13 protein-coding genes are annotated in these 16488 nt (G+C 60.7%); 6 read left to right on the plus strand and 7 right to left on the minus strand.

The window, feature by feature from the left end; translation table 11 throughout:
- Positions 1-10 precede the first annotated feature (10 nt).
- Positions 11-1444, minus strand: a complete 1434-nt coding sequence (locus tag ACZ5WW_RS18880; RefSeq protein WP_377168843.1) for a sulfatase — start codon at positions 1442-1444, stop codon at positions 11-13.
- An 86-nt stretch (positions 1445-1530) separates the two neighbouring features.
- On the opposite strand from ACZ5WW_RS18880, the gene ACZ5WW_RS18885 reads away from it, so the two are divergent.
- A complete protein-coding gene (locus ACZ5WW_RS18885) occupies positions 1531-2355 on the plus strand; it encodes an alpha/beta hydrolase family protein (RefSeq protein ID WP_377168845.1) in 825 nt (274 codons plus the stop codon).
- On the opposite strand, the gene ACZ5WW_RS18890 is transcribed toward ACZ5WW_RS18885, so the two are convergent.
- On the minus strand, positions 2356-3612 hold the full coding sequence (locus ACZ5WW_RS18890) for a serpin family protein (RefSeq protein ID WP_377168847.1): 1257 nt from the start codon (positions 3610-3612) through the stop codon (positions 2356-2358). It lies immediately after the preceding gene.
- A gap of 183 nt (positions 3613-3795) precedes the next feature.
- The gene (lysS, locus tag ACZ5WW_RS18895) at positions 3796-5271 is read right to left on the minus strand and encodes a lysine--tRNA ligase (protein ID WP_377168850.1); all 1476 of its coding nucleotides are present in this window, start codon (positions 5269-5271) and stop codon (positions 3796-3798) included.
- Positions 5272-5387: 116 nt separating this feature from the next.
- Between lysS and ACZ5WW_RS18900 the strand changes: the two genes are divergently transcribed.
- Complete coding sequence (locus ACZ5WW_RS18900; protein WP_377168852.1) at positions 5388-6233, plus strand: hypothetical protein; 846 nt, start codon at positions 5388-5390, stop codon at positions 6231-6233.
- A 309-nt stretch (positions 6234-6542) separates the two neighbouring features.
- Here the strand turns inward: ACZ5WW_RS18900 and ACZ5WW_RS18905 are convergent, their stop codons facing one another.
- Positions 6543-7448: a PIG-L deacetylase family protein gene (locus tag ACZ5WW_RS18905; RefSeq protein WP_377168854.1), complete on the minus strand. Its 906-nt coding sequence runs from the start codon at positions 7446-7448 to the stop codon at positions 6543-6545.
- A gap of 348 nt (positions 7449-7796) precedes the next feature.
- Positions 7797-9284 (minus strand): MFS transporter, encoded by a 1488-nt coding sequence (locus tag ACZ5WW_RS18910; protein WP_377168856.1) that lies wholly within the window; start codon positions 9282-9284, stop codon positions 7797-7799.
- 147 nt (positions 9285-9431) lie between these two features.
- On the opposite strand from ACZ5WW_RS18910, the gene ACZ5WW_RS18915 reads away from it, so the two are divergent.
- The 4 genes from ACZ5WW_RS18915 to ACZ5WW_RS18930 all read left to right on the plus strand — a co-directional run bounded on the left by ACZ5WW_RS18915 (position 9432) and on the right by ACZ5WW_RS18930 (position 14118).
- On the plus strand, positions 9432-9836 hold the full coding sequence (locus ACZ5WW_RS18915) for a BlaI/MecI/CopY family transcriptional regulator (RefSeq protein ID WP_377168858.1): 405 nt from the start codon (positions 9432-9434) through the stop codon (positions 9834-9836).
- Positions 9837-9916: 80 nt separating this feature from the next.
- Positions 9917-12478 (plus strand): M56 family metallopeptidase, encoded by a 2562-nt coding sequence (locus ACZ5WW_RS18920; protein ID WP_377168860.1) that lies wholly within the window; start codon positions 9917-9919, stop codon positions 12476-12478.
- A gap of 46 nt (positions 12479-12524) precedes the next feature.
- Positions 12525-13550 carry a methyltransferase gene (locus tag ACZ5WW_RS18925; RefSeq protein ID WP_377168862.1) on the plus strand — a complete coding sequence of 342 codons (1026 nt, stop codon included), beginning with the start codon at positions 12525-12527 and terminating at the stop codon, positions 13548-13550.
- A gap of 52 nt (positions 13551-13602) precedes the next feature.
- Complete coding sequence (locus tag ACZ5WW_RS18930) at positions 13603-14118, plus strand: hypothetical protein (RefSeq protein WP_377168864.1); 516 nt, start codon at positions 13603-13605, stop codon at positions 14116-14118.
- Between the two features lie 66 nt (positions 14119-14184).
- Here the strand turns inward: ACZ5WW_RS18930 and ACZ5WW_RS18935 are convergent, their stop codons facing one another.
- Positions 14185-15279, minus strand: a complete 1095-nt coding sequence (locus ACZ5WW_RS18935; protein ID WP_377168866.1) for an iron-containing alcohol dehydrogenase — start codon at positions 15277-15279, stop codon at positions 14185-14187.
- Positions 15276-16487 (minus strand): class I SAM-dependent RNA methyltransferase, encoded by a 1212-nt coding sequence (locus tag ACZ5WW_RS18940; protein WP_377168868.1) that lies wholly within the window; start codon positions 16485-16487, stop codon positions 15276-15278. Before ACZ5WW_RS18940 ends, ACZ5WW_RS18935 begins: the two co-directional genes overlap by 4 nt.
- Position 16488 lies beyond the last annotated feature (1 nt).

The following is a 16488-nucleotide window of genomic DNA, read 5'->3' on the forward strand; positions in this document are numbered from 1 at the left end:
GCTATTCTGCCTACTCCTCCTGCTTCTTCTTTTTGCCTTTGCCCTTGCCCTGTTTCTTTGGGGCGGAGGTAGTCTGGGCTTCGTTTTTGGCGGGCATGGGGGCTTTGATGGCTTCGCGCCAGGCGAGCATTTTGGCGTGGAGTTCCTTGGTTTTTTCTGGCTGCGCGGCGGCGAGGTTTTTCTGCTCGCCGATGTCGGCTTTGAGATTGTAGAGCTCGAGGCGGCCGTCTTCGAAGAACTCCATGAGCTTCCAGTCGCCCTGCTCGATGAGGCCCACGGGGGTGGTGCGCCAGGTGTTTTCTCCGGCGCCGAGATAGCCGGGAAAGTGCTGGTAGATGGCGTCGCGCTTGAGGCTGGCGGAGGCGGAGCGGAAGAGGGGAACGAGGCTCTCGCCATCGAGGGGCTGGTTTTCGGGAAGCGGGGCTTTGCCGATCTCGGCGAAGGTGGGGTAGAGATCCACATGGATGGTGGGGACGTCGCTGGAGGAGCCGGGTGTGGTGACGCCGGGCCAGCGGACGATGAAGGGGACGCGGGTGCCGCCTTCATAGAGGCTGCCTTTGCCGCTGCGGAGGGGGGCGTTGTCGGTGATGTCGCCGCCTTTTTTGATGCCTTCGCGTGCGTAGCCGCCGACGCCGCCGTTGTCGCTGGCGAAAATGAGGACGGTGTTGTCTGCGAGTTTGAGTTCATCGAGGGTGGCCATGACGCGTCCGACGCTTTCGTCCACGCTGGCGATCATGGCTGCGTAAACCGGGTCGTGATGGCCGCCGACGGGGGCTTTGTCCTTGAAGCGGGCGATGAGATTTTGCTTGGCCTCATGGGGTGAATGGACGCCGAAGTGGGGGAGGTAGAGGAAGAAGGGGGCGTCCTTGTGGCGCTGGATGAAATCGACGGCTTTGTCGGTGAGGAAGTCGGCGAGGTATTCGCCTTTGGGGTATTCGACCGGTGGCTGGGTTTTGAAATCGAAGTGCTTGCCCATGGATACGATGGCTTCGTCAAAGCCGCGCTGTCCTGGATGGTAGGCGTCTTTTTCGCCGAGGTGCCATTTGCCAAACATGGCGGTGGCGTAGCCGGCTTTTTTCAGGGTCTGGGCGATGGTGACTTTTTCCAGCGGGAGCTGGGTGACGTTTTCCACCGGACGCAGGGGACGGCTCTCCCACTCGAAGCGGCCAATGCCGCCGACGGTGTACACGCCGGTGCGCGGGGCGTACTGACCGCTCATGAGGGCGGCGCGGGTGGGCTGGCAGTTTTGGCAGTGGTGATGGCTGGTGAGCTTCATGCCCTGCTGCGCGAGTTTGTCGATGTGCGGCGTCTCGTAGTATTTGGAGCCAAAGCACGCGACGTCGGTGTAGCCGAGGTCGTCCGCCAGGATGAAGACGATGTTGGGTGCGCGGTCGGCGGCGCGCAGGGAAAGGGTGAGGAGGAGCAGGCTGAGGAGGTGCTTCATGCGGACCCCCAGAACGACGGGGGGAGCGGTGAGATTGCACGATTTCAGCATCGACAGCCGTAAACGGAGCCGCTTTGATCGGGCGCATGTCCCGGCATTTCCTGATTCTTCCCTTTCTGAGCGTACTTAGCTTTGCCGCTGATGTGGGCATCAAGCCCGGTGTGCGTTCGCCGATCACCTTCCAAGTCTCGCCGCAGGTTTCGGACAATGCGCAGATCAAGATGCGGATGCATGCGATGGAGACGCCGCCGCCCTATGATGTGCGCATGGAGAAGTTCGACATCCTTGTGCCGAAGAAGTACAAGAAGGGAGATCCGCATGGGCTCTTCATCTGGGTGAGCCCGAGCAACGCGCCCGCGATCTCGCCGGAATGGGAGGCGGTGCTGGCGGAGAAGAAGCTGATCTTTGTGGGCGCGCACAACTCAGGCAACAACCGTGAGGTGTTTGCCCGCATGCGCCTGGCGGTGGATGCGAACGACAACATTCGTGAGCTTTTCGACATCGATGACCAGCGTGTGTATGTCTCCGGCTTCTCCGGCGGCGGGCGTGTGGCGAGCATGCTGGGTGTGACTTATGCAGACATGTTCACGGGCACGATTGCCTTCATGGGGACCAATTTCTACACGGACACCGTCACGCTCGACCAGGCGGAGGTCTTTGAGGCGCGCTACATTCCGCATGATGAGATCCTGGCGCTGGCCAAGACGGACTGCCGGTATGTGCTGGTGACGGGGGACAAGGACTTTAACCTGAAGAACACCCGGGCGGTGTTTGAAAACGGTTTCAAGAAGGAGGGCTTCAAGTCCGTGGAGATGATCAATGTGCCGGGGCAGGGGCATCAGCCGCCGAAGGCGGAGTGGCTGAAGAAGGCGATCGAGTTTCTGGATGCAGGGAAGGCGGTGAAGAAGTGATCAGCGCGGGTCGGTGACGCGGCCGAGGAAGAGGCAGGCTCCGCTTTCAGCGTGCTGGATGGCGAAGAGGAAGGGACGGTCGGCTTTGATCGCCAAAGGTTTTTTGCGAGGCTGGCCTGATCCTGTGAGCATCATCTCCGCTACTGTCGCGGCCGCTGCTTCCGTGCCTTTTTCATCGAGTGCGAGGAAGGTCTTGTGAAACACTTTGGAAATGGAGAGGTAGTCATCCGGACCCCTGGGAGACATGGCATCAAAGTCCGCGCTGCCCGCCGGGATGTCGAAGGCGGTGGTCATGCCCAGCTTTTGCAGCATCTCGCCGAGCTGTAGGCTGGGCGGAGCGATGTTGAATTTTGGCAGGTCCAGCAGGACATATTGCTCTTCCGCGTGTGCGCAGGCGAGCAGCAGCTCAGGCGTCAGCTTTAATTCGATGTTCGCAATGCCGTTGATGCTGTCGGGCACGATGAGGAGGAAATGCAGGCGACCTCCTGCGTAGGGCAGGGTGACCGCCTGGAAGCCGCGGCCATTGTAGTAGTGCAGGTGACTTCGTTGGGTCATGGTGGGCGTCAGCACTGTTTCTTTACCGCCATTCACATGAAATGGTTTTGGTTGGGTGTATCCTTGGTAGAATTCATTTTGCCAGGAGGCTTTGAAATAGAGCGCGTTTGTCAGCACAAGGCGTGTGTCCTTGGTCAGCGCATTCTTGGGGAGCAAATCGCGAATCCGGTCTCGTGTCTGCTTTGCCACCCAGTCGTTGATCTCCATCCGGGCTCCGGCCGGATCGCTGCTGAAATCCATGAACTTCAGCGGGGCGGCGAAATGCTTCTCTACGTCTGAGCGGAATGGTTGACGAAAGGCATGGCCTTTTTGTCCGAAGAGCTGGTTTGCCACACGCAGCGTTGTGACCTCGCTGGGGCCACCATATTTTTTGGCATCTGCCACGGCCTTCACGGAGGCCTCGCGCGCTTCGTCCAAAGCTCGTTTCAGCGCGGCGAAAGATTCCCCCATGGCTTGTTTGTCGTTGGGGAAGTGCAGCACGCGGGCCATTTCCTCCTGAGTGACGCCGCTGGCTCCGAGGTAAGTCATCGCGAGAGCGGACTGGATGGAGAAGGGGGAAAGGCAGAGGTTGCCCTGCTTCGGCATCTGGCGGTGGAGATCCAGGCCGAGGGTGTTGATGGCGTGTGCGGCCTGCTCGGGTGTGGCGGAGCGAAGCGATGAGGGGGACGCAGCCAATAGCAGAGCGAGGGCAGGAATTCTCATGGTCATGAGTGTGATCGTTTGTGAGCCATAGAGACAAACGAGACTGGATCGCGTTTGAAAATTCGCGGCTCATCTCGCGGAGCGAGATGGCTGCTTTGCTGACGCTGGGGCAGCATGCCTTGTGAAAAGGCATGGTGAGCAACCCTTGAGTAGGAGCCCAGTTGCGGCGCAACTGGGCTACTTTTAATCCCGGCGCTTCAACTGCGGGAAGAGGATGACGTCGCGGATGCTTTCGGCGCCGGTGAGCATCATGATGAGGCGGTCGATGCCGATGCCGATGCCGCCGGCGGGGGGCATGCCGTGTTCGAGGGCGAGGATGAACTCCTCGTCGATCTTCTGGGTCTCTTCGCCGGCCTGGTGCTCGAGGCGGTCGCGCTGGACGATGGGGTTGTTCAGCTCGGAGTAACCGGGGCTGATTTCCTGGCCGTTGATGACGAGCTCGTACACATCGACGATGGAGCCGTCCTCGGCGTTCTGCTTGGCGAGGGGAACGAGCTCCTTCGGGCAGTGGGTGACGTAGAGGGGATCGAACTGTTTGGCCTCGATGAGGCGCTCGAAGACGTGCTGGGTGACTTCGTAGTCTTCGAAGTTGGCTCCGATTTCGACGCCGAGCTCCTGGGCGCGGGCTTTGCGCTGCTCGGGGGTGTATTCATACCACTGAGGGTCGATGCCCTTGAGGAGGTCGGTGTAACGTGCGCGACGCCAGGGGCGGGTGAGGTCGATGGTCTTGGTGACGTTGCCTTCTTCGTCCTTGTGCTCGATCTTGAGGCCGCCGCAGAAGTTTTCGGCGAGGTGGCAGATCATGCCTTCGACGAGGTCGGCCATCTTTTCGAAGTCGGCGTAGGCCCAGTAGGCCTCGAGCATGGTGAACTCGGGGTTGTGACGGCGGCTGAGGCCTTCGTTGCGGAAGTTGCGGTTGAGCTCGAAAATCTGGGTGAAGCCGGCGACGAGGAGGCGCTTCAAGTAAAGCTCCGGCGCGATGCGCAGGAACATGGGCTGATTGAGCGCGTGGAAGAAGGTCTCGAAGGGCTTGGCAGCGGCGCCGCCGGGGACGTCCTGCATCATGGGGGTTTCGACTTCGAGGAAGCCGCGCTCCTGCAGGTAGCTGCGGATGGAGGCGACCATCTTGCTGCGGGTCACGAAGATCTCGCGGCTGCGGTCATTGGAGATGAGGTCGAGGTAGCGCTGGCGGTATTTGATCTCCTTGTCGGTGACGCCGTGCCACTTGTCGGGCAGGGGGCGCAGGGCCTTAGAGAGGGGGGTCAGTTTTTTGACGTGGATGGAGCGCTCGCCGCGTTTGGTGATGAAGCTGAGACCCTCGACGCCGACGAAGTCGCCGATGTCGATGAGCTGGTTGAACTGCACGTAGGCCTCGTCGCCCACGTCGCCCTTGCTGAGGTAGCACTGGATGCGGCCGGTGATGTCGCCGAGGTCAAAGAAGGTGGCCTTGCCCATCTCGCGGCGGGAGAGCACGCGGCCGGCGACGCGGACATCGAGGCCTTCGGTGAAGTCGGCCTTGAGAGCGCCGGGCTGGTGGGTGGTGTCGAAGCGTCCGCCAAAGGGATCGATGCCGGTCTTCACCAGTCCTTCCAGCTTTTCACGGCGGAATTGGAGGAGTTCGGACTCGGAATGTTCAGGGGCGGCAGGCGTCGGTTGCATGGTCGTACGGATAGTGGGGCCGTGTTCATAGCCCTTTCCGGGGAGTTTGCCACTGTAAATGCCGATGGGGCTTGGAGATTGCAAAAGCGCGTCTGATATGCCAAAAAATGAACCTAATGAAATTGCTGCATTCCATTTTTCTTTTTCTCTTCGTTTTCGCCTGCCTTGCCCAAGGTCAGCAGAAGGAATGGCCGGAGGTGGAGAAATTTGCGACCTCGATCGAGAACGTGCTGTGGGATCTGCGCGGCACGAATTCGCTCAGGCACCTGCGCTATGATGGTGAGAGCTTTTTCCCGGTGACGGGGAATGGAATGAATCAGAATCCATTCAGGGACCATGCCTTTGTGGATGTGGGTGTCTTCCAGCTCGCTTTCAGCGACACGCGGGCCGCGTGGTATTTTGTGAGTGATGACCTGAAGCTCGTGACGCCTGTGAACATCAGCGACATGATTGAGTTCAAAGCGGAAAGCGGGACGGCGATCAAGCCTGTGAAAAATTTTCCGCAGGACATCCAGAACATCGTCTGGGTGGGCCGAAACCAGGGGGCGGAGCTGAAGATGCGCTGGAATGGCAAGGAGCTGGAGGTGGGGGCGAAAAAGGATGCGTGGGTCGTGCAGAATGTGGATGCGGTGGTGGCAAACCGCCGGGTGCTGGAGGCGGGTGGCGAAGGCGGCGCGCTTTTCTGGCTGGCGGTTTCCGAGGATGGCTCAGAGGCCACGTGGCTGAAGGTGGAGGACATTTTCGGAGGTCATGTCCGGGCGAATCCTGGCAAGGCGGCCCAGACTGTCGCGACAACCGGACTCACTCCTCAGCAGAATGATCTGGCCAACCACGCCGAAGACCTGATGAATGCGGGAGACAAGGTGCGTGCCGCGACGCTGCTGCGCGAGCTGATGCGCAAAAATGCCGGCAAGCCTGAGGCGCTGAAAAAGCTGCAGGTCCGCTTCACGGCGCTGAAGTGAGATGAAGGGATAATGAATAGGGCGCGTTCAGGCTCGCTGTCGTAGATCTGGTGATGGGAGTTTCTATACAGCAGGCATGCTTCGGGGCTCCTTGCAGACGCTGCTGGTGGAAGCTGCGTGTGGCGGAGTGCTGGGTTTGCTTTCCGGATCTGTTGGCGGATAACCCAGGGCTTGCTCGTGCCTCGCTGCGCCCTGGGCTGAGTCCCCAGCCCTTTCAGGGCTTGAGATGAGTTCGAAAAAAAGATTGTTAAAGAGGAACTCAGTGGAAATGCGATGAGAAGGAAACTTCCGAAATTCGGTGAACGGGCCTTACTTCTGATCGTAAAATGGGAAGAGCTGCTTGATCTCGGTGGCGCTGGGGCGGCGGCCGTATTCGCAGACTTCGAAGGTCTCGGCGTACTTCACGGCTTTGCCTTTTTCTTCGCCGTAGAGCTTGATGAGGAGGTCGCGGAATTTGTCGGCTTCGCTGCTCTGACGGGCACCCCAGCGGCGTTTGAGCCAGGCGCGGCGAGCCACTTCATCGGTGGCGGGCGGGACGTCCTTTTCGACGTATTCGGCGGAGCCGCTGGCGCCGCCTTCGTAGGCCTGGGAGGTGAGCTCGTGGAGGCCGTCGAGCTTTTGGTCGAAGGAGTCATCCACACTGACGGCGATGTCCGGGGTGAAGGGGTAGGGCTTTTGGAAGCCGTCGCTGGAGTAGAGGAAGACAGGGTTCTTTTTCAGCGGCGGGATTTCCGGGCAGATGAAGGGGACGGTGACCATGAAGGCGGCGTCTTGAAGAAGGACGCCGACATAGCGGTGGTCAGGGTGGTAGTCCCAGGGGCGGTGGGCGATGACGATGTCGGCCTTCCACTCGCGGATGATGCGGGTGATGAGCTTGCGGTTTTCCAGCGAAGGGAGAAGCTCGCCATCGTGGATGTCGAGGACCTGGGAGGTGACGCCGAGTTTTTGGGCGCAGGCTTTGACCTCGGCTGCGCGGCGCAGGGCGAGGGGGCCACCGGCTTCCTTCCAGTGGCCGATGTCGCCATTGGTGACGGAGACGAGTTTCACATGATGGCCGAGGCGGGCCCACTTCACCGCCGTGCCTGCGGTCTTGTACTCGGCGTCATCGGGATGTGCGCCGAAAACGACGATGCGGAGCTTGCCGTCGTCCTTTTCCTCCGCGTGTAGGTGGAGTGTGGCGAGGCAGATGACGAGGGAGAGAAGAGAGCGAATCATGGCGGGAAGGGTACGGTGCCATGATGCAATCTCTCTCTTGTGCGGAGGTCAGTTGAAGATGAGTCTGAATGACGGCTGCGCCGGATTTCGGGCGCAGCCGATCCTGTGATCATACCCACGGATGCCAGCGGCAGGGGGGGACGGGACACGTTGCAGACGCTGCTGGAACCCGGCGTGATGCTAAGACGTGCTGGGTTTGCCAACCCGTAATGCCTGCCATACCCAGGGTCGCCTCGCTTAGGCTCGGCTGACCCTGGGCTGAATCCACAGCCCCTTCAGGGCTGGTGTGAATCAGGATGTTTGAGGCAAAAAGAGAACGAACCTGCTTTTCAGCAGAGCATGTTATTTTCAGCCTTCCTCGGCCTTCGGTTCCGGCAGCATGAAGCCGATGATGAAACTGAGAACGACGATGACCGTGGCGACGATGCCTGCGGCTTTGGCGACATGCATGGGGAGCATGGGGCCGGTGCCGGCGAGCATGGGGGCGACGAGATTGGTGGTGACGAAGGCCATGCTGGTGCCGATCATGCGGCCGCCGACGTTGGTGGCGAAGCTGCCGCCGGTGCCGCGCAGGTGCATGGGGAAGACCTTGGGGAGGTATTCGCCGAAGTAGCTGAACTGGGCGACGGTGAGCAGGCCGCAGATGCCGTAGGCCAAGAGGAAGGCAGTGCCGCCCTGCTCGAAGTAATAGAAGTAGGTGAGCGGCAGGATGATGAGGGCGGGGATTTGGAAGATCTTCAGCAAGGCGACGCGGCTGATGCCGACGATGAGGAGGATGGCGAGCGCGATCCGGCCCACGAGGCCGCCCATTTCCTGGTAGAACTGGACGGTGTCGGCCATCTTTTTGACTTCATCGTTGATGGGCTTTTGCTGGCCGAAGTTGGCCTTGATCTGAGCGACAAGCTCCTTACGGGCGGGGTCTGTGGCAGGGAGTGCATTGAGCTGCTTGTTGAGGTCTTCACCGGCCTTGCGCAGGGGTGCAAGGGCTTTGGACTGGGCTCTCAGCTCCGGCAGGCCGGGGGTGACGCGTGCCACGGTGACCTGAAGGGCACCGAAGGCGATGCCGTAGGCGCAGGCGGAGAGGGCGGCGGTCACGAGGGTGACACGGCGAAGCTCAGGTGCAAAGAGAGCGGCGAAGCTGGGGCGCTTGAGCGTGCCTGCGGCTTTCTTTTCCTTCCAGGCCTGGGATTCTGGCACGAAGGGCAGGAGCAGTGCGATGGGGATGGCGGGGAGGATGCCCGTCATGAGGAGGTAGCGCCAAGTGGAGGGGTCGTTTGATCCGAGGCCGGCGGGGAGGCCGATGTGAGGGAGATCGACGCCATGCTTGTTGATCCAGACGCTGACGAGGGTGACGAACACACCGCCGAGGGAGGCAAAGGCCTGGGTGATGCCCATCCATTTTTCCTTCTGCTTCCTGTCTGAGAAGACCTCCGCGAGCCAGGTGATGGCGGCCACGAACTCGACGCAGACGCCGATGAAGGTGGTGCTGCGGAAGAAGACGAACATGCCGAGCGAGGTGGAGTAGGCTGCGCAGAAGGGGGAGAACGAGTAGAGGAAGATGCTCAGGGCCATGATCTTCTTGCGGCCGAACTGATCGACCAGCCAGCCACCGAGCAGACCGAAGATGCCGCCGCAGAGGGCTGCGATCCAGAGGAGATTGCCCACCCAGCTGGTGACGATGGGATTGTTCATCGGGAGCTTGAGAAGTTCGGCGATGGCCGGCGCAGCCACGAGGGGCGTCATCAGCAGCTCATAGGTGTCGAACAAGAAGCCAATGCTGGCGATGATGATGATGAGCCAGTGAGTGAGGGTGATTTTGGGTGCGGGAGAGGACATGGCGGGGCGATGCTGTCAGGAGATGGGAGGCAAGTCAACGGACTGCGTGGGGGGAATTCATCATTTGGATGGTCATTGGGTCGAAGTCCTACAGATGTCGTATTTTTGGATCGACAAATCCGACACATGTCGTCAAACTCGCGAAATATGGCTAAAAAATCACTGCCTCCGCTTTCCGCCGCCGAGCAGGCGCTGATGGACATTCTCTGGAAAAAGCACCCGGCGAGCGTGCTGGAACTGCTGGAGGCGGTGAACCAAGGGCGAGGCGAGCCGGTGACGCGCAACACGCTGCAAACCCAGCTGACGCGGCTGGAGGCGAAGGGGTGGATCAGCCGTGATGACTCCAGCCGCAGCCACTCTTATGAACCAGCGGTGCCGGAGCAGCGCGGCCGCACGAGCGTGCTGGCGGATCTGAAGCAGCGGTTCTTTGGCGGGAGCAATCTGGCGCTGGTGCGCTGCCTGGTGGAAAGCGGTGAGATCTCCGAGGAGGAACTGGTGGAACTGCGAAAGCTGGTGCGTGGCAGCAGCGCGAAGAAAGGAGAGGAGTCATGAGTGCGGAGACGATCGCGTGTCTTAATTACGTGGTGCACAGCCTGGTGATAGGTGCTGCGGCGTGGCTGCTGGTGCGGTATGTGATCCGCGATGCGCTGCGGCGCTGCATTCTGGCGAATCTGGCGGTGTTGATGTGCTTGTATACGCCCTTTGACATCAGGGTGCAGGATCTGCTGCCGAAGAAGGAGGAAAGCGTGCCGGTGTGGACGCCGATCCGAGAGGGCTTTAAGGCGGACTGGCGAGTGAGCGTGGCACCGGCGAGTGCTCCAAAGACAAGCAGCGCGATCAAGACACGAGGCTGGGATGTGAATGATGGGGTGAGGGGGATGCGGTGGCTGGCGTGGATCGTCACTGCGGCTATGCTGCTGAGGCTGCTGGTGCAAAGTGTCGGGGTGCAGCGGTGGGTGTGGGGTTTGAGGAAGCCTTCCGATGTCGAGCATGAGAAGCTGCCTGCTGACCTGAATCCAGAGCGTGTGTGTGTCTTTGACCATGAAGGCTCGCCGTGTGTGGCGGGCTGGTTTTTTCCGGTGATCGCGGTTCCGGCCTCCGCGTTTGAGAAACTCACAACCCGGCAGTGGTGCTGGCTGCTGCGGCATGAGGGGGAGCATCTGCGGCTGCACGACACGGTGGCTGCGCTGCTGCAAAACATGGTTCGCGCATTCCTGTGGTGGAACCCGTTTGCGCATGCGCTGGTGGAGGAACATGCCCAGGCGCGCGAGGAGATGTGTGATGATGCTGCGGTGGGCGGCGAGCGTGAGCATACGGCCTATGCGGACTTCCTGCTGGAGTGTGCGGCGAGGCCGGGGCCGCAGCAGGCGTGCGTGATGCCGATCGCGTATTCGCGGCCAGCACGGCGGCTGAAGGCCAGACTGGTGGCGCTGATGGAGGCGCAGGGTGTGAGGAAGAAGGTGGGGGCACTGTTTGTGCTGGCGCTGGTGGCTTTTGCGATCATTGCGCCGGTGATTGCGGGCTCGTTTGGCATTGCAACCGCGGCGGCGCAGGAACCGGGGAATGCTGTGAAGGCCAAGGCGGATGATGGTCGAATGCACACACGGGCGTACAGGGTGGCACCGAACTTTTTGAGCCTAGGTGATCTGCAGTCGGATCCCTTTGCTGCAGGCAAGGGGGAAACAAAGGCGGTCTTTGGAAAATCGGCCCGTCAACTTTTGGAGGATCGGGGCGTTCCTTTTCCGGAAGGAGCCAGTGCCCTTTACAATCCGGTGACCTCACAACTGATCGTGCGGCATTACAAGCAGGCACTCGATCAAATTGAAGCCATCATCGACCGGCTTAGCAAGCGGACACCCCTGGTGTGCTTTCAGTGCAAACTGATTCAGGCAGACAGTTACTTTGGAACGCAGGGTGGCATTTTAAAGCCTGATGAAGCCAGGGAACTGTGGCGGCAGGTGTCGCAAAAAAAGGGCATCGAGCTGGCAACCCTGCCGGCTGTCACGACGAAGCTTGGGCAGGAGGCCATCAATGAAATTGTGAAGGAGGTGCTTCCCGAGAAGCAAACGGACGCGACTACCGGAAATGCTCTCAAACTCGTCGGACCGAGCCTCAAGCTGGCCGCCAATCTGGCGGGGGATGACAAAGCTCTGGTCGCAGCCAGAGTGGATCTGGGCGTCGACCCCGATGGGGTGCAACCGTGGCTGCCTCAAAAAGGGGACAAGCCGGTTTGGGACCGAGTGCAAATTTACACAGCGTCCGCACAGGGGGAGCTGGCGAGCGGTGAGACCCTCGTGGCGCATCTCGCAACCTCGAAAAAACACGTCACCGTGCTCATTACGGCTGAAGCGCTGAATCCGACCGGGCAGAAGGCGGTCAGTTTTGAATCGACCGCGACGATGCAGCCATCGAGCACAGGCATCGACGTGCCGGACAAAAGGGTGAACGAATGGGGTCAGCGCGTGTACCGGGTTCCCCCGAATTTTTCAAAAGACAAGCCGCCGATGGAGGTGCTCCAAGACGCAGGCATTCCATTTGAAAAGAACGCCTCAGCGGTGCTCAAGGATGGAAAACTCACGGTGCGTAACACCAAGCCCAAGCTGGATCTCATTGAGATCTGGATCATGCAACTCCACGAGGCTGCGGTGAAAAAGAGTGTTTTCGTCACTGTGCAGGCGGCAGAGATGAGGGGCGATTTTTTAAAGCTGATGGAAAACTGGCTGCCGCCCCAGCCCGATGCCCCAAAGCCAGCCGTGAACACGGACCCGACGCTATTGTCTTTAGGCGCGTCACGGCCGCCGGAAATTTTACCGATGTTTATCTTGGCGGGGATTTTCTCCCCGGATCAGTTTAAGACGGTGATGAAGAAGATCGCCGTTACCAATGCGAAGATCGAAAATTTGGTGCTGGATGGCCAATCGAAGAAGTACAAGATGCCGGCCGCGCTGGGTGGTGCCGATGTGAAGGTGGAAGCACAGATTGGCGGGGATGGGAACACGATGGAGCTCATCATTAACTATGATGAGAGCGGGACTGCAGAAAGAGGTGTCAGGCGTTTCTCCACCGGGGTGAGCATTTGGGACGGACAGACAGTCGTTCTGGCCGCCCAACCGAATGAAGGTGTGTCGCGCTTTCTGTTTATCACGGGAAATATGATCGCGAGACAGATCAAGGAAGAGGCGGGGAAAAAGTAAAATCAGGTTTTGCCGCAAACAGGGGGAGCCTTCATCATGCGGGACCATGATGCATGACCTCACCTCCGCCCCTGTCACTGATCCGACCAGCATTTACCGTTATCGCGACTGCCTGTACGGGGCGGACATGGTGACGGCGGCGTTGAGCGTGGATTTCTTCACATGGCTGTCTGCTAATCCATCTTCGCTGGCGGGGATCTGCGAGCACTTTGGTTTTAAGGAACGTCCGGCGGACACGATGATGACGCTGTTTGCGGCGAACGACTGGGTGAGGAATGTGGGCGGGGTGTTTCACACGACGGAGGTGGCGCGTGAGTTTATGTGCGCGGGGCCGGTGTGGGATGTGAGGCCTTATTTTGCCTCGCTGCATGACCGGCCGATTGCGCGCGACTTTTTGGAAGTGCTGAGGACAGACAAGCCGGCGGGGTGGAGCGGAGACAAGGCGGCGTTTGACTGGCACAAGGCGATGGAACAGGAGGACTTTGCGCGAAAATTTACGGCGGCGATGGACTGCCGAGGGGTGCTGCTCTCGCAGGCTTTGGCGAAGAAGCTGGATCTCACGGGGCGCAGCTGTGTGCTGGACATCGGCGCAGGATCGGGTGTGTATGCGTGTGCGATCACGGCGCAGCACAAGCATATGAGAGGGGTCGCGTTTGATCAGGCGCCGGTGGACCGAATCGCGAGCAAGCTGATCGAGGAGCGTGGCTGTGCGGAGCGTGTGAGCGTGGCGACGGGGAACATGGTTGAAGGCATGCCTGCAGGATGTGACGTGCATCTTTTTTCCAATGTGCTGCACGACTGGGGTGTGGCTGAGGTGGAGAAACTGCTGGCGGTTTCACATGCAGCGCTGCCTGCGGGCGGACTGCTGATCATTCATGATGCGTTCATCAATGCGGACAAAACAGGACCGCTGCATGTGGCGGAGTATTCATGCCTGCTGATGCATGCCACGCAGGGGAAATGCTACAGCACGGGCGAGTATGCGCAGCTGCTGGATAAAGCAGGATTTACGCCTGGCGAGTATCATGACACGATCATTGCGCGTGGATTCATGACTGCGATCCGGCGTTAAAAATTAAATTGTGCAAAGAAAGCGACTTGTCGTATCGTCTCTGAAATTGCTTATGAAATTCTTCACTCTGCTATCCATCCTTGCTCTCGCCGCTTCAGTGCGTGCTGAAACCACACTCACGATGACCGGTGTGCACAACTGCTGCGGCAGCTGCGCCAAGGGAATCACCAAAGCCGGCATGAGCGTCGGCAGCGATGTCACCGTGACCGTGCCTGACAAGGGAACCACCGTGACGATCGTCTCGAAGAAGAAGGGCGATGCGAAGAAGGCTGCGGAGGCGATCATTGCCGCAGGCTACTATGGCAAGATCGAAGGCGAGGAATCCGCGAACAAGCCAGCGGTGGCCGCGAAGCCTGAAGCGAAGATGACGAAGGCCACCGTGTCCGGCGTGCACCTCTGCTGCAAGAAGTGCGAGATCGCCGCTGCTGATGCGGTGAAGACCGTCGCGGGCATCACGAAGACCGACATCGTCGCGAAGGCGACTTCATTCACTGTCGAAGGCGAGTTCACCAAGTCTGAACTGGTGGCCGCCCTCAATGCCGCCGGCTTTGCCGGTGACATCAAATAACTACCGCAACCAACAACGAGCGGGGCCGGGGTTTGCGAAAGCGGCCCCGGCTTTCTTTTTGTGCCTTTAGCAGGCTGAGCGCAGAATGCGAACGAGCTCCTCGTGGCTGAGGGAAACCGGGTTTGCCTTCATGCTGCTGGCGGCCGAGGCTTTGCGGGCGATTTCATCGAGGTCGCTGTCTGCGATGCCCCACTGGCTGAGTTTGGGAATGTGGAGGCGGGTTGTGAGGCTGTGAAGATAGGGGATGGCATCGCCGCCGAGCATGGAGTCCACCTGGGTGAACCTGGAGCGGTCCTGCACGCGGCGGGAGTTGGCTTCCCACACGGGTGCGAGCAGCGCGGCGCAGACCGCGCCATGCGGGGCGTGAAACATGCCGCCAATGGGTGCGGCGAAACCGTGGACGGCGCCGAGGCCGGCATTGGCGAGTGCGATGCCGCTATTCAGAGCGCAGAGGGCCATGTCTTCACGGGCGTCGATGTCGCGGCCGTTTTCAAAGGCGCGCTCCAGAGAGTGCACGGCGCGCTGGATGCCATCGAGGCAGAGGGCGTCGGTCATGGGCTGGGCGCGGGAGCAGACGAAGGCTTCGAGGCATTGCGTCAATGCGTCCATGCCGCTGGCGGCGGTGACGGCGGGTGGGACATCGGCGGCGAGTTCGGGATCGATGAGCGCGATGCGCGGCAGCATGGAGATGTGGCGCAGGCTGGCTTTGACACGGTGCTCCGTGCTGGCGATGACGGCATTGCGCGTGGCCTCGGCGCCGGTGCCGGCGGTGGTGGGCACGGCGATGAAGGGCACTGGGGAGGCGTCGAGCGATCTGCCTTCGCCGATGACCTCGATGTAGCGCATCAGCCCGGCGGGCTGCGTGCTCATGGCAGAGATGGCCTTGCCGGCATCCACCACGCTGCCGCCGCCGATGGCGACGATGACGTCGGCACGCAGTTCCTTGGCGAGTGCGACGCCAGATTCGATGTCCTGAACGGTGGGCTCTCCGCTGACGGAGTGGATGCCCACGTGGGGAAAGCGGTCCGCCCACTGCTGCGGACGGCTGCCGGCGATGAGCAGTGTGCGCTGGCCGAAGCTGCGGCAGAGATCCGGCAGCTCGCGGAAGACGCCACGGCCGAAGATGATGCGCTGGGCGGTGGCGAATTCGAAACGGTTCATCGGCTCAGTGTCATGACGCACTCGAGGTGCTTGGTCTGCGGGAAGAGATCAAAGGGCTGAACGGTGCCGAGCTTGAAACCGGCCTCGGTGAAGAGGACGAGGTCGCGCATCTGGGTGGCGGGATTGCAGGAGATGTAAACGACGCCTTTGGGACCGAAGGCGAAGAGCTGCTGCAAAAACTCGGGGCTGCTGCCTGCACGTGGCGGGTCGATGATGACCACGGTGTCGGCTCCGGCATGCGGGACGTCTTTGAAAACGTGCTGGGCATCTGCGGCCATGAAGCGGCAGTTGGTCAGGCCGTTGATCTCGGCGTTGTGAGCGGCTTTTTTGACGGCGGTTTCGGAGATCTCCACGCCGATGACCTGCTCAAAGTCGCGCGCGGCGCTGATGGCAAAGAGGCCGCTGCCGCAGTAGGCGTCCACGAGATGCTTTGCGCCGGTGGCCTTGGCCTCGTCGATGGCATGGCGGACGAACTTGGGAAGGATGAAGGGATTGTTCTGGAAGAAGTCGCCTGCCTGGAACTCGAAGCGGACGCCGTCCACATCTTCGACGGCGATCTCGTCTGGGCGGGTGAGGACGCCGTTGCTGGCGGCTCGCATGAGGAGGGTGGCGCCGTTTTTGAATTCGGCGGAGCTTGCGCGGGCACGTGCGCGCACGGCGGCGAGCTGGTCATTCAGCTGCGGCATGGCGATGGGGCAGTGCTCCACATCGACCATGGCATTGCGGGTGCGTGCGCGCAGGAAGCCGATGGCGCCGATGCCTCCCTCTTTGGGGCGGTGGAAATGGGGGGTGATCTTGGAGCGGTAGCCGTACTGAACGGGGGAGGGGATGACCGGGCAGACGGGATGCTCGATCCTGGCCATGTGGCGGAGGAGGTCGGCCACCTGGCGCTGCTTGGAGAGGAGCTGCTCCTCATAGGAGAGGTGCTGGTACTGGCAGCCGCCGCACTGGCCAAAGAGCGTGCACTGGGGTGCGACACGCTGCGGCGAGGGCTCGATGACGGAGACGAAGTCGGCCTCGCTGTAGTTTTTGTGATTGCGGAAGACACGGCACTTCACCAGCTCGCCCACGAGGGTGAAAGGCACGAAGACGACCCAGCCGTCCACGCGGGCGACTCCGGCGCCCTCGTTGGTGAGGCTCTCGATGCGGACATCCAGCTCCTGGTGGTAGGCGAAGGGGTGGGGATTGAATTTGCGCGGCGGTTGCATG

The sequence above is a fragment of the Prosthecobacter fluviatilis genome (assembly GCF_055388355.1).

What these genes read in the sequence shown, in the direction of transcription:
- ACZ5WW_RS18880 (WP_377168843.1), bottom strand. Translation starts at nt 1,444, where the DNA reads ATGAAGCACCTCCTCAGCCTGCTCCTCCTCACCCTTTCCCTGCGCGCC.
- ACZ5WW_RS18885 (WP_377168845.1), top strand. Translation starts at nt 1,531, where the DNA reads ATGTCCCGGCATTTCCTGATTCTTCCCTTTCTGAGCGTACTTAGCTTT.
- ACZ5WW_RS18890 (WP_377168847.1), bottom strand. Translation starts at nt 3,612, where the DNA reads ATGAGAATTCCTGCCCTCGCTCTGCTATTGGCTGCGTCCCCCTCATCG.
- lysS (WP_377168850.1), bottom strand. Translation starts at nt 5,271, where the DNA reads ATGCAACCGACGCCTGCCGCCCCTGAACATTCCGAGTCCGAACTCCTC.
- ACZ5WW_RS18900 (WP_377168852.1), top strand. Translation starts at nt 5,388, where the DNA reads ATGAAATTGCTGCATTCCATTTTTCTTTTTCTCTTCGTTTTCGCCTGC.
- ACZ5WW_RS18905 (WP_377168854.1), bottom strand. Translation starts at nt 7,448, where the DNA reads ATGATTCGCTCTCTTCTCTCCCTCGTCATCTGCCTCGCCACACTCCAC.
- ACZ5WW_RS18910 (WP_377168856.1), bottom strand. Translation starts at nt 9,284, where the DNA reads ATGTCCTCTCCCGCACCCAAAATCACCCTCACTCACTGGCTCATCATC.
- ACZ5WW_RS18915 (WP_377168858.1), top strand. Translation starts at nt 9,432, where the DNA reads ATGGCTAAAAAATCACTGCCTCCGCTTTCCGCCGCCGAGCAGGCGCTG.
- ACZ5WW_RS18925 (WP_377168862.1), top strand. Translation starts at nt 12,525, where the DNA reads ATGATGCATGACCTCACCTCCGCCCCTGTCACTGATCCGACCAGCATT.
- ACZ5WW_RS18930 (WP_377168864.1), top strand. Translation starts at nt 13,603, where the DNA reads ATGAAATTCTTCACTCTGCTATCCATCCTTGCTCTCGCCGCTTCAGTG.
- ACZ5WW_RS18935 (WP_377168866.1), bottom strand. Translation starts at nt 15,279, where the DNA reads ATGAACCGTTTCGAATTCGCCACCGCCCAGCGCATCATCTTCGGCCGT.
- ACZ5WW_RS18940 (WP_377168868.1), bottom strand. Translation starts at nt 16,487, where the DNA reads ATGCAACCGCCGCGCAAATTCAATCCCCACCCCTTCGCCTACCACCAG.